General features: G+C 72.8%; 11 protein-coding genes and 1 pseudogene. 9 read left to right on the top strand and 3 right to left on the bottom strand.

The window, feature by feature from the left end; genetic code table 11:
- Positions 1-70: 70 nt before the first annotated feature.
- On the bottom strand, positions 71-838 hold the full coding sequence (locus tag O7603_RS08530) for a class I SAM-dependent methyltransferase (protein ID WP_281575144.1): 768 nt from the start codon (positions 836-838) through the stop codon (positions 71-73).
- A gap of 140 nt (positions 839-978) precedes the next feature.
- Between O7603_RS08530 and O7603_RS08525 the strand changes: the two genes are divergently transcribed.
- The 5 genes from O7603_RS08525 (at position 979) to O7603_RS08505 (ending at position 6,133) form a co-directional block, all read left to right on the top strand.
- Positions 979-1,683, top strand: coding sequence for a VOC family protein (locus O7603_RS08525; protein ID WP_281575143.1), 705 nt, complete (start codon positions 979-981; stop codon positions 1,681-1,683).
- 109 nt (positions 1,684-1,792) lie between these two features.
- Positions 1,793-3,349 (top strand): bifunctional 3-(3-hydroxy-phenyl)propionate/3-hydroxycinnamic acid hydroxylase, encoded by a 1,557-nt coding sequence (locus O7603_RS08520; RefSeq protein WP_281575142.1) that lies wholly within the window; start codon positions 1,793-1,795, stop codon positions 3,347-3,349.
- Positions 3,350-3,415: 66 nt separating this feature from the next.
- On the top strand, positions 3,416-3,916 hold the full coding sequence (locus O7603_RS08515) for a hypothetical protein (RefSeq protein ID WP_281575141.1): 501 nt from the start codon (positions 3,416-3,418) through the stop codon (positions 3,914-3,916).
- A gap of 120 nt (positions 3,917-4,036) precedes the next feature.
- Positions 4,037-5,227, top strand: a complete 1,191-nt coding sequence (locus O7603_RS08510) for a low temperature requirement protein A (RefSeq protein ID WP_281575140.1) — start codon at positions 4,037-4,039, stop codon at positions 5,225-5,227.
- Between the two features lie 147 nt (positions 5,228-5,374).
- Positions 5,375-6,133, top strand: a complete 759-nt coding sequence (locus O7603_RS08505; protein ID WP_281575139.1) for an SDR family oxidoreductase — start codon at positions 5,375-5,377, stop codon at positions 6,131-6,133.
- 69 nt (positions 6,134-6,202) lie between these two features.
- Here O7603_RS08505 and O7603_RS08500 read toward each other — a convergent pair whose 3' ends face one another.
- The gene (locus tag O7603_RS08500) at positions 6,203-6,679 is read right to left on the bottom strand and encodes an SRPBCC family protein (RefSeq protein WP_281575138.1); all 477 of its coding nucleotides are present in this window, start codon (positions 6,677-6,679) and stop codon (positions 6,203-6,205) included.
- A gap of 108 nt (positions 6,680-6,787) precedes the next feature.
- Positions 6,788-7,043 (bottom strand): annotated as a pseudogene (locus O7603_RS08495) (hypothetical protein); the annotation flags it as partial.
- A 207-nt stretch (positions 7,044-7,250) separates the two neighbouring features.
- Between O7603_RS08495 and O7603_RS08490 the strand changes: the two are divergent.
- The 4 genes from O7603_RS08490 (at position 7,251) to O7603_RS08475 (ending at position 12,925) form a co-directional block, all read left to right on the top strand.
- Positions 7,251-10,364 carry an amidohydrolase family protein gene (locus tag O7603_RS08490; RefSeq protein ID WP_281575137.1) on the top strand — a complete coding sequence of 1,038 codons (3,114 nt, stop codon included), beginning with the start codon at positions 7,251-7,253 and terminating at the stop codon, positions 10,362-10,364.
- 27 nt (positions 10,365-10,391) lie between these two features.
- The gene (locus O7603_RS08485) at positions 10,392-10,775 is read left to right on the top strand and encodes a VOC family protein (RefSeq protein ID WP_281575136.1); all 384 of its coding nucleotides are present in this window, start codon (positions 10,392-10,394) and stop codon (positions 10,773-10,775) included.
- A gap of 215 nt (positions 10,776-10,990) precedes the next feature.
- Complete coding sequence (locus tag O7603_RS08480; protein WP_281575135.1) at positions 10,991-12,187, top strand: hypothetical protein; 1,197 nt, start codon at positions 10,991-10,993, stop codon at positions 12,185-12,187.
- 117 nt (positions 12,188-12,304) lie between these two features.
- Positions 12,305-12,925 (top strand): L-threonylcarbamoyladenylate synthase, encoded by a 621-nt coding sequence (locus O7603_RS08475; protein WP_281575134.1) that lies wholly within the window; start codon positions 12,305-12,307, stop codon positions 12,923-12,925.
- Positions 12,926-12,928: the final 3 nt, after the last annotated feature.

Genomic DNA, 12,928 nt, shown 5'->3' with positions numbered 1-12,928 from the left:
GGAGGCCAGTCTCGCACCCGGCGCGTCCGGAGCCAACGGCTCGCTGTCTGCCGTAGCCCGCATGGGGGCGCTATGGCTCGCGGGTCCGACGCGCGAGGTGGGCGGTGATGTCGGCGGCGACCTCGACGGTCTCCGGCAGGACCCGCAGGATCCGGCCGTACACCCGCTCCTGCGCGGCGGCCGGCAGTTCGAGGTAGGCCGAGACGGTCGACAGAAGGCCGACGTAGTCGCGGGCGCTCATCGTCAGACGCCGCTCGATCACCGACTGCTGGACGTCGGCGAACCACTCGGACCGTTGAAGCTCCGAGCCCGGCCATTGCATGTCATGCTCCGGCGGCGTCCCATCCGGAGACGGAACGTCGTCGCTGTCCAGGAACGGTGCCCGGGCCGCGCGCACCGCTTCCTCGACAGCCGGGTCGGCCAGCTGCAGTGGTCCGCCGAACGAGGCGAACATCCCACCCGGCTCCAGGAGCGCGGCCATGCGCGACCACCGCCCCTGCGGGTTCGTCCAGTGCAGCGCCGCCGCCGCATAGACCAGCCGGTAGCTCGATACTGGTCGCAGGTCCTCGTACGCGGCCTGGACAAGGTCGACGTTCGCGGGCACGTGCTTACGCAGCTCGGCGAGCATGGCTCCGTCCGGCTCGGTCGCGGTGACCGTGATCCCGCGCCCGGCGAACAGTCGGGTCGCCTTGCCGGTCCCGGCGCCAATTTCGAGGGCAGATCGAACGGGTTGGCCGGCGTACGTCATCACCAGGTCGAAAAGCTCCTCGGGATATCCCGGCCGGAACCGTTCGTAGGCTTCCGCCACCAGTCCGAAGCTCAGCGCGCGAGCAGACATGCCGAGCATCCTGGCACGATGCGCCCCGTCGACGCCCGGTCTTTCGCCTGAGCCGGCCGCCCGCCCCGCGCCACCCGCCGTATCTTCGGCCCGCTCGAAAACGCCTTGTTGTCGTGCTGACCCGTGTCTATCGTGCGGTGATGCTCTCGCCTCTGCTGACGGTGACCTTCGATGCGCACGACCCGGCTCGTCTGGCGCAGTTCTGGGCCGGCCTGCTCGGCCGGGAGATCGTCGAGGACGCCGGTGGGCCGCTCCTGCCGGGCGGGGACACCCAGCCCGGCCTCCGGTTCGTTCCGAACCCCGGGGAGAAGGTGGGGCCGAACCGCTTGCACCTTCACCTGACCAGCACCGCCCCCGACGACCAGGAGAAGACGGTGGCGACGGCGCTGAAGCTCGGCGCCGGCCACCTGGACGTCGGGCAGCTCCCCGAGGAGGAGCACATCGTCCTGGCCGACCCCGAGGGCAACGAGTTCTGCGTGATCGAGGCGGGCAACAATTTCCTCGCCGGCTGCGGTCCTCTCGGGGAACTCGCCTGCGACGGCACCCGGGCGGTCGGCCTCTTCTGGAGCGAGGCGCTGGGCTGGCCGCTGGTGTGGGACCAGGATGAGGAGACCGCGATCCAGTCACCGCGCGGCGGCACGAAGGTCGCGTGGGGAGGCCCGCCCGTAGCCCCGAAGAAGGGGCGGAACCGGCAGCGCTTCGAGCTCGCCCCGGCCGCCGGCGACCAGCAGGCGGAGGTCGACCGGCTGATCTCCCTCGGCGCCACCTCGGTCGAGGTCGGCGCGGACGGCGCCGTCATGCTGGCCGACCCCGACGGCAACGAGTTCAGCGTGCGGGGCGACTGACCGCGCCCACGCCACCGGGCGGCGATCATGCTGGAGCAGTAACCCCGGCGCCGGCAGGTTGGTGAGAGTCGACGCGTCGGGACGGCCGAGCGGATCGGGGGAGCGGGCGATGAACGACGACGGCGACACCGTCGACGTGCTCGTCGTCGGATGCGGACCCGTCGGCGGGGTGCTGGCCGCGCTCCTCGGGCGGCACGGCGCCCGTGTCGTGGTGGTCGAGCGGTACGAGGAGCCGTATCCCCGCCCCCGCGCCGCCACCCTGGACGCCGAGGTCACCCGGATCCTGCGCCAGGTGCCGGGCCTCGCCGACACCGACGGCTGGGCGGTCGGCGTACGCCGCTCCCAGGTGCTCGCGCCCGACCACCGGCCACTCTTCACGGTCGACGTCCCCGATGCCGGCCCCGGCTCGCCGCAGCCCGCCCTGATCGACCAGCCGGGACTGGAGGCGGCGCTGCGGGCGGGGCTGTCCGCGCTGCCGGGTGTGGAGCTGCGTCCCGGTCGGTCCGTGGTGGCGATCGCGCAGGGCGACGGCCACGTCGAGGTCACCTTCGACGACGGCACCCGGATCAGCGCCGGGTGGGTCGTCGGGTGCGACGGGGCGTCGAGCACCGTCCGTCGGCTGCTCGACGTGCCGTACGAGGGGGTGAGCTTCCCCCAGCCCTGGCTCGTCGTCGACGCCACGACCGGTGGGGACGCCGGCGCGCCGCCCACGATGTCGTTCGTGCTGGACCCGCGTCGGCCCCTGGTGACGATGTCGCGGCCGGGAGCCCGACGCTGGGAGTGGATGCTGCTGCCGGGGGAGGACCCGGAGCGGATGGCCGACGAGGCGACCGTCCGGGAGCTGATCGCGGCGTGGCTGGACCCCGACCGCGTCCAGGTCCGCCGCGCCGCCGTGTTCACGTATCACGCCCGGGAGGCCGCGCGGTGGCGCCGGGGCCGGGTGCTGCTGGCCGGGGACGCCGCGCACTCCATGCCGCCGTTCGTCGGGCAGGGCCTCGGCAGCGGCATCCGCGACGCGGCGAGCCTCGCCTGGCGGCTCGCGCAGGTCGCGCAGGGACTCGACGACGAGTCGTTGCTCGACGGGTACGAGCGGGAGCGGCGCCCCGACGTGCGCGCCACCACCCTGATGGCGCTGCGGGCCGGCCGGGTCGTGCAGACCCGCAGCCGCGTCGCGTCGGGGGTGCTGCGCGCGGTGCTGCGTACCGTCGGCGCGGTGCCCGGCGTGGAGGCGTTCGTCAGTCGCCGCGCCGAGCGCGCCCAGCCCGCGCGGCGCCTTCCACGGGGGGCTGCCGGTCGCCATCCCGGGGCCGGCCGGCTGCTGCCCGACGCCCGCGTCCGTACGCCGGACGGCGAGGTCCGCCTCGACGACCTCCTCGGCAACCGCTGGGCGGTCATCGGACACGGCGGCGACCCGCGCCACCACTTGGACGCGGACGCCCGCGCGTGGATCGCGGACCGGCGGGCAGTCGTCCTGGCGGTCGCGGTGCCGGCCGGGGAGACGCCCGTCGGAGCCGGCTGCACGGTCATCGAGGATCCCGACGGCACGCTGCCCGCGCCGCGACGGCCCGCCGTCACGGTGGTGCGGCCGGACCGGTTCCTGCTCGGCGCTCTCCCCGCACCGGTGACCGGCGCCCAGCTGACGGACGCCAGCCGCGGCGGCCGGTGAGGCACGGCCTCGCGCGCCCGCTGGTCGTCGCCGCCGGCCACCCAGTGTGAGTCGTACAGTCGAGGTATGGCGATCCGACGGAGCGTCATGGCGGTCGTCGCGGCCGGCCTGCTGCTGGCGGCGGGGTGTGACGCGCCCGCGGACAACGGCCCGCGCCCGACCGGCACACCGGGCGCCAGGACGCCGGCGACCATCCCGGGCGGCAGCACGCCGGCCCGCGTCGCGGGCGGCGACCCGCCGGCGACCGTGCCGGCCGGCCGAAGCCTCCTACGCATCATCACCCAACTCGGCGAGCAGTGCCCGCCGGCCCCCGTCAGCCCGAACCCGCGGTGCGACCCGAAGCCCCGGCCCGGCACCGGGTTCGAAATCCGCGCCACCGGCAGGGATTTCGTGGCCCGGGGTAGCTCAGGTCCGGACGGCCGGCTGACGGTCCCGGTGGACCCGGGGACGTACCTGGTGCGGGGCGAGCCGGTGCCCGGCTACCGGTTCACGCCCGAGCGGCAGGTGACGGTCGACCGGAACGCCGCCGCCGACGTGCCCCTGACGTACACGAACGGCATCCACTAGGCACGGACGTCGCCAACCTCCCGGGCCGTGACCGGCCAGTGACTCGTTCACCCCTGTGGGATCACCGGGGCGAAGGAGGCGTGTGGCGGTGCGAGGTCCGACCGCGGACGAGGCCGACCGATGACCGAGGTCCAGGCCCTGCGCAGGGCCGCCAACCCGGAACGGCCGACGTTCCTCGAGCTGCTCGTCGATCTCGTGTACGTGTTCGCGCTGACCCGGATCTCCCAACGCCTGATCGACGACATCACCGCAGAGGAGCACCTGCCCTTCACGGACGTCGGCGTGACGGTGCTGATCCTTCTCGCGCTCTGGCACATGTGGTCGACCACGGTCTGGTCGACCAGCCGGATGGACCCGGAGCTGCCGGTCATTCGGGTGGTGCTGCTGATCACGATGGTCAGCAGCATGGTGATGGCCGTCGCCGTGCCGCAGGGTTTCACCGACCGGGCGCTCGTGTTCACCACGGCGTACGTGGGCGGACAGGTCGCTCGGGTGCTGTACTACGGGCTCGCGACCCGCGGGCCACAGGGCCGGTCAGCGGCACGAGCCCTGGTCTGGTCTCTCCTCTCCGGACCACTGTGGATCGTGGGCGCGCTGGCGCCGGACGTGTCACTGCGCGCGGTGCTCTGGGTCTGTGCCGTGTTGCTGGACTACCTCGGTGCCACGTGGGGCTTCCCGCTTCCGCGGTTGGGCCGCGACCGGATCACCTCCCAGCCGGTCGTGGCCGGCCACCTGGCCGAGCGGTACCAGCAGTTCCTGCTGATCGCGCTCGGGGAGATGATCTTCACGATCGGCGTGGCGTTCAGTGGCGGCTCCTTCCTCCTGCCGGAAACGGCCGGTTTCGCGTTGGGGCTCGCCGGAACCGTGCTGTTCTGGCAGGTCTATTTCCAGCGGGCCGGACGGTTGCTGACCGACGCCATCGGTGGCGCGGCGAATCCGTCCTGGCTCGGCTTCGCCGTCGCGTTCAGCCACCTGGCGATGATCATCGGCATCGTCGTGTCCGGAGTGGGCTACGAGTTGAGCGTCTCCGAGCCCCTCGCCGCACCCGAGCCGATGTGGCTGCTCGCCATCCTCGGCGGCCCCGCGCTGTTCCTGGCGGGGCGGGCCGCCCTCGAGTTCCAGGTGTTCAGCCGCGTCTCCCGCTCCCGGGTCGCCGGCTTCGTGGCGCTCGGGGTGCTCGCCCCGGCACTGTGGCACGTGCCGCCGTTGGCCACCGCCGGCGCCGCGACCGCGGTGCTGCTCGGGGTGGCCGTCGCGGACCTGCGCCGCGCGCGCGGTCGCGAGCCGGAACCGGCCACCCCGTCGAGGTGAGGGACGGCGGCTCGCGGCCGGGAGAGGATCAGGCAAGAGGCCAGGAGCATCGTTCTACCGATCCTCCTGCTCACGGTGGTCCCATGGAATGGTCCACATCCCAGGGGAGCGCGGGAAGCTCCACGAACGAACAGGTAGGCGGACCACATGCGGATCGCAGTCGTCACCGGCGGAAGCTCCGGTATCGGGCAGAGCGCGGCCACCCAGATCGCCGACCGTGGCGCAGGAGTCATCCTGACCTACAGCAGCAACGAGTCCGGAGCGCTGGACACCGTGGCGCGCATCGAGAAGGACGGCGGGACGGCCGTCGCGCTGCCGCTGGAGCTGGGCCGGTCCGACACCTTCGCGGCCTTCCGGGAGTCCGTCGTCGCGGCGCTGCGCGACACGTGGCAGCGGGACACGTTCGACGCGCTGGTCAACAACGCCGGGTTCGCACAGATGTCGATGTTCGAGGACACCTCCGAGGATTTGTTTGACAGGTTCGTGCGGGTCCTGCTCAAGGGGCCGTACTTCCTGACCCAGACCCTGCTGCCGCTGATGGTCGACGGTGGGGCCATCGTCAACGTCACCAGCAACTCGGCGCTGCTCTCCGGCCTGGAGCCGGGCTACTCCGCGTACGCGACGATGAAGGGCGGCCTCACGACGCTGACCCGCTCGATGGCGAAGGAGTTCAGCACGCGTGGCATTCGGGTCAACTCCGTCGCGCCCGGTTCCACCCGTACGCGCCTCGCGGACAACGCCTTCGCGCGCTTCCCCGAGGTCATCCCGGCTCTCGCGGCGAAGACGGCCCTGGGCCGGGTGGGCGAACCCGACGACATCGGCCTGCTGATCGCGGCGCTGGTCGGCGACGAGGGGCGCTGGATCACCGCGCAGAACATCGAGGTCTCCGGCGGCTACAACCTCTGACCTGTCGCAGAGGCGGCGCGCCGACCATGCGGAGTGGCACGCCACCCAGAAGGCGACGACCGCCGCCGGTCAGTTTGCCGAGGGCGGCGACAACGCCATCTTCTGCCAGTTGCGGAACACGAAGCGGTGCACCGACTTCAACCCGACGAACAACGCCGGATAGAGCGCGGCGCGACCGAACCCGCGAACCGTCACCGTCGTCGTCCGGGTCACCACCGTGCCGCCACCCGACGGGGTCAGGTCGAACACGTCCCCGAGATGGTCCACGAACCGGTGGAAACCCAGGTCGGTCGACTCCATGTGGAACGCCAGCCGCGCCGGCGGCTCCCACTGGGTGATCCGCTGCCGCACCACACCCTGCTCCGAGACGCACTGCCGGTCCGCGCCCACCGCACCGGGCCCGTCCGGCAGGCGGCACTCGGTGGGTCGGGGCGTGCCCAGGTAGAACGCCGGGCACCGGGGCTGCAGCTCGATGCGGGAATCGCACAGCGCCGGCCACAGCACGTCCGGCGGGTGCGGCATGGTCCAGCGGGTACGCACGATCATCCGGCAAGCGTAGGCGCTGGCGGCGACGGTCGATGGCCCGTCGGCGAGGTGTGCGCGGCGGCGGGCGGCCTCACGACCGGCCGGCGGGATCGGTCCCTGGCTGGCTGGTCAGGCCGTCGAGCATGACCTCGATGGCCTTCGCGCGGGCCTCGTCCCGGTACGCGGTGAGGGGCATGCGGACGAACGCGGCGATGTCCTCGGCGGTGATGTCGGCGCGGAGGCCGCCGGCCTCCCGTAGCCGGTCGGTGGCGGGGCCGACGACGGCGGTGATGAGGCGTTGGGCGTGTTCGTCGGCGCGATCGCCGGCGCCGTGACGAGGTCGTCGAGGACGGCCTCGATCAGGTCTTCCTTCGTGGGGAAGTGCCGGTAGAGCGTGGTGGGGCCGACGCCGGCCCGGGGCGGCCCGGTGGCCGGTGAAGGAAAACTTCATCGACCGCTTTCCGTACGCAACCGGCCGGTCGCCGCTGCCGCACGGCCGCTGACCGCTCGCCGCCGACCAGGAGCTGCGCCGGACCGACCCCACTGACGAGTATCAATGCTGTTCGATCAGTGGCTTCGACGGGGAGGCATCATGACGGGCGTCCGGAGACGGGATCTGCTGGCGGGAGCGGCCGGCGCGGCGGCACTGGCGGGGAGCGGGATCGCGGCGGCGGACCCGGCCCGGGCGTCGGGCGACGACCGCCGACCCGACGAGCGGCGGGTCCCGCTGCGGCAGGGCACCGACGTCGCCGCCCAGCTCTCCCCGGACGGCCGGATGATCGCGATGGACCTGGTCAGCGTGCTGTGGGTGCTGCCGGCCTCCGGCGGCCCGGCCCGCCGGCTCACCAGCGACCTGTACGACATCGCCCAGCCGGAGTGGGCGCCGGACAACTCGACGATCACCTTCCAGTCCTACCGCGACGGTGCCTTCAACCTGTGGCTGATCCGCCCCGACGGGTCCGGGCTGCGGCAACTCACCCGCGGCCCGTACGACCACCGGGAGCCGCGCTTCTCGCCGGACGGGCGGCGCCTCGCCTTCTCGTCGGACCGGACCGGCAGCTACGGCATCCACCTGCTCGACCTGGCCAGCGGCGAGATCACCGCGGTGGCGGACACCGCCGTCGAGGAGTACGAGCCGGCCTGGTCGCCGGACGGCACCCGGATCGCGTTCGTCGTCGCCAACACCCGCATCGACGTGGTCGACCTGGCCAGCGGCGCCCGGACCACCGCGGTGACCGCCCCGGCCGGCGCCGTCCTGCACAGCCCCGCGTGGACGCCCGACGGCGGCGACCTGGTCTACCACCGGCTGCTGGACGGCCGCAGCGAGCTGTGGCGCTCCGACGCGGCCCTGGTCACCGGCGAGGACGCGTACCCGTTCCGGGTCTCCTGGCGCTCCGACCGCGAGTTCGTCTACACCGCGGACGGCCGGATCCGCCGTCGCCGGCTCGACGCCGACCGCCGCCACGACATCGGCTTCGTCGCCCCGGTCACCGTGGCCACCCCCCGCTACCGCAAGCGCCGGCGGGACTTCGACTCGACCGCCCGCCGGCCGGTGGTCGGCATCGGCAGCCCGGTGCTGTCCCCGGACGGCCGGCAGGTGGCGTTCCGGGCGCTCAACGACATCCAGCTCATGACGATCGGGCAGCCGCCCCGCCCGCTCACCCGCGACCAGTGGTGGACGTGCGACCCGGCCTGGTCCCCCGACGGCCGGTACCTGTCTTACTCCACCGACCGGGGCGGCAAGCTGGACATCTGGGTGCGCGACCTGCGGACCGGCGCGGAGCGGCAACTCACCAACCTGCCGGACGCCGCGGCCGTCTCCGGGACCTGGTCGCCCGACGGCGGGCACCTCGCGTTCCTCGACCAGAACGGCGCGCTCTACACCGTCGAGGTCGGGTCGGGCACCGTGCAGCCGGTCTTCGCCGCGACCTTCGAGCCCGGCCGCCCCACCTGGTCGGCCGACGGGAGGTTCATCGCCCTCGCCGCCGTGGTGCCCTACTCCGCGCGCTACCGCGAAGGGCTGAGCAAGATCCTGGTGGTCGAGCGGGCCACCGGCGCCGCCCGCTACCTCGACCCGATGCCGCACCGGTCGATCCAGACCCGGGGCGACGACGGGCCGGTCTGGTCGCCCGACGGCCAGCGGATGGCGTTCGTGGTGGCCAGTGTGCTCTGGGTGGTCGACGTCCACCCCGACGGCACGTTCGCCGGCCCACCCCGCCAGGTGACCCACGAGGTCACCGACGCACCGACCTGGAGCGGCGACTCCACCCGGCTGCTCTACCTCAACAACGGCCGGCTGCGGCTCGTGTCCGCCGACGGCGGAACGCCGCGTACCGTCCCGGTGGGTCTGACCTGGACCAACAGCCGGCCCCGCGGGCGTACGGTGATCCGCGCCGGCCGGCTCTGGGACGGCGCCGGCCCGCGGCTGCGCGCCGACGTCGACGTGGTGGTCGAGGGGCACCGCATCGTCGCGGTGGAACCGACCCGGCCCGGCCGCGACGGCCGCATCGTCGACGCCCGCGACGGCGTGGTCATCCCCGGCCTGATCGACATGCACCACCACCGGGAGATGCAGGGCTACGCCTACGGCGCGCGGCAGAACCGGCTGTGGCTCTCCCTCGGCGTGACCACCACCCGCTCGCCGGGCAGCCCCGCGTACCACATGGTGGAGGAGCGGGAGTCGGTCCAGTCCGGAGCCCGGATCGGGCCCCGGTACTTCGCGACCGGCGAGGCCGTCGACGGGCCCCGGATCTTCTACAACTTCATGCGCCCGACCTTCGACGAGCGGCAGCTGGCGCTGGAGCTGGAGCGGGCCGGTGCGCTGGACTACGACCTCATGAAGGCGTACGTGCGGCTGCCGGTGGGGTGGCAGCGCGCGGTGGTCGAGTGGTCGCACCGGCACGGGATCCACGCCACCTCGCACTACCACTACCCGGCGTTCGCCTTCGGCAGCGACGGCATGGAGCACACCGGCGCCACGAACCGGTTCGGGTACTCCCGCACCGTCACCGCGATCGGCGCCGGCTACCAGGACGTCATCGACATCTTCAACGCCTCCCGGGCCGCCCGAACGCCGACCCTGTTCGGAGCCAACACGCTGCTGCGCGAGGACACCTCGCTGGTCACCGACCGGCGGGTGCGCACCCTCTACCCGTCCTGGCAGTACGCGGCGCTGCAGGCCGCGGTCACCACGGCGCAGACCACCGACCAGACGGCCAACCGGGAGAACCTGGCCCGGCAGGTCGCCCAGGCTGCGGCGATGATCCGCGGCGGCGGGCGGGTGCTGACCGGCACCGACTCGCCGATCGCGTTCAACGCGGTCAGCCTGCACCTCAACCTACGGGCGATGGTCGCGTACGGACTGACCCCGTACGAGGCGCTGACGACCGCCACCCGGGCGCCAGGCGAGTTCCTCGAGGAGCCGATCGGGCAGATCGCTCCCGGCAGGTACGCCGACCTGGTCGTGCTCGGCGGGGACCCGCTCGCCGACATCGACCAGGCCGCCAACGTCCGCCACACGATGGCCAACGGCGTGCTGCACAGCGTCGACGACCTGCTCGCCCCGTTCGCGGCCGCACGGATCATGGCCGCCCCGACCACCGCCGTGCTGCCGCCGCTGCCCGCGCACCCGGACAACGCCGGCTACTGGTGGCACGACCCGCACTACGTCGAGGAGAGCCGGCACGCGTGCTGCGCCGAGGCGTGACATCGTCCCGTGCGGCAGGATGCGAGCATGCGATCTCGAACGGCCGGCATGTGGTGGGGCGCCGCGGTCGAGGCGCCCGACCCCGGCGCCCTGGCGCGGTTCTACTCGGACCTGCTCGGCTGGCCCATCGGCCACGAGGAGCCCGGCACCGCGATCGTCGCCCCTGCCCAGGGCGGCGTCTACCTCGTGTTCCAACAGGCCACCGACTACCAGGCCCCGGTCTGGCCGCCCGTCGACGGCCGGCAGCGCCCGATGATGCATCTTGACTTCCAGGTCGGCGACCTCGACGCCGCGGTCGCCGACGCAGTCGCCCTGGGCGCGTCGCTCGCCGCTGACCAGCCGCAGGAGAACGTCCGGGTACTCCTCGACCCGGCCGGGCACCCCTTCTGCCTCTGCTTCGACGAGGACTAGAAGGTCTGTTCCACGGCCGCCGCCGTGGGGCAAGCCACAGTCCTCGCCGGTTCCGGCGAACGGGTACGCCGGCTCGGCCTAGCATGGTGCGTGATCAAGTTTCGGACGCCGCGGAACCGGGTGACAGGCCCGGTCGTCCTCACCCAGTCCATGATCGTCGCGCCGGTGCTTCCGCGCACGCTCGTCCCGGGCGGCCCGATCTGCGGGGTCCAGGGATGACGGCCGGTTCATCCCGACAGCTGGTCGAGGATCTGCTCAACGACGGCGGCGGAGTGTTCCGCCTCGCGCCGGCGTTCGTCGCGCGGGACCTGGTGCCGCCCGGCCGGCGGTTCGGCCTGCCCGAGGACGCGTACGACGTGGGCGAGCGGGGCTACATCTGCGAGCGGTGGCTGGGCTCGACCACCAAGGCGGACAACCGGGTCGGCCCGCCGGACGAGGGGCTCAGTCACATCGTCGACACCGGCGGGCGGCCCCGGATGACGCTGCGGGACGCGGTCTCCACCGATCCGGCGGCGATCATGGGTGCGGCGTACGCGTCGACCCACCCGCAGGGGCTCGGGCGGTTGGCGAAGCTGCTCGACTACGGCGCGCGCATCCCGTTCCACATCCACCCGCCGCAGCGCTTCGCGGAGCTGGTCGGCCGCCGCTCGAAGGACGAGGCGTACTACTTCCCGGCCGGGGTCGACATGGGCCCGCACCCGGAGACGTTCTTCGGCGTGCATCCGTGGATCGTGCGCGAGGGCGCGTACGACGTGCTGCTGCCGTACCTCGTCGACTGGAACAACGACCTGATCCTGCGCCATTCGCGGGCCGAGTTGCAGGTGCCGGACGAGGGCTTCCAGGTGCCGTCGGGGGTGCTGCACGGGCCGGGCACGGCGCTGACCGTGGAGCTCCAGGAGGACTCGGACGTCTTCGCCATGTTCCAGGCCCTCAACGCCGGCCGGATCATCGACAAGGAGCTGCTCTTCCACGACGTACGCGCCGAGGACCGGCACGCGCACGGCGAGCGTTTCCCGCTCAACTTCGTGGAGTGGGAGCTGAACGGCGACCCGTTCTTCTACGAGAACAACCACCTCGCCCCGCGGCCGGTCGACGGGTCGGACGGCCGCGAGTCGTGGATCTTCTACAACACGCCGAAGTACAGCGGGAAGAAGCTCGTCGTCCCGCCGGGCGCCACGCACACCGTGACCGAGAACGGCGTCTACTCGATCCTGGTGTGGTCGGGCAGCGGGCGGTACTGCGGCCACGACGTGCGTGGCGGCGACGCCGACCGGGACGAGCTGCTCGTGAGCCACGACGTGGCGACCGCGCCGCACACCGTGGAGAACACCGGCGACACCGACCTCGTCGTGTTCAGCTTCTTCGGCCCGGACATCAACGACGCCCCGACCCTCCAGCGGTACCCCGCCTGACCTCGCCGCCGCCGTGCCGGCCCGCCTCCCGGGCCGGCACGCGGCCGGGGTGGCGGCCCGCCCGGCTGATACGCCGATCAGCCGGGCGGGTCTTCCGGGCGGCACTAGTCTCGGTGCATGGCGAGGTACTACGACGTGCACCCGGACAACCCGCAGCCGCGAGCCGTCGGGCAGGTCGTCGACCTGATCCGCGGCGGTGGCCTGATCGCCTACCCCACCGACTCGTGCTACGCGCTCGGCTGCCAGTTGGGCAACCAGGCGGGCCTGGACCGGATCCGGGAGATCCGACGCTTGGACGAGCGGCACCACTTCACGCTGGTGTGCCGGGACTTCGCCCAGCTCGGCCAGTTCGTCAAGGTCAGCAACTCGGTGTTCCGCCTGGTGAAGGCGTCCACGCCGGGCAGCTACACCTTCATCCTCCCGGCCACCCGGGAGGTGCCGCGCCGGATGCTGCATCCCCGCAAGCGCACGGTCGGGGTGCGCGTACCGGACCACGCGGTCGCCCAGGCACTGCTGGCCGAGCTGGGGGAGCCGTTGGTGTCGAGCACCCTGATCCTGCCCGGCGAGGACGAGCCGATGACCCAGGGGTGGGAGATCAAGGAGCGGCTGGACCACCTCGTCGACGCGGTGATCGATGCCGGCGACTGCGGCAAGGAGCCGACCACGGTGATCGACCTGTCGCAGGACGAGCCGGAGGTCCTGCGTCGCGGGGCCGGCGACCCGTCCCGCTTCGAGTAGGCC

The organism is Micromonospora sp. WMMD812, assembly GCF_027497215.1.
GTDB lineage: Bacteria > Actinomycetota > Actinomycetes > Mycobacteriales > Micromonosporaceae > Micromonospora.
The sequence above is the reverse complement of the archived record's forward strand: the minus strand, read 5'-3'. Positions and strand labels throughout refer to the sequence as shown.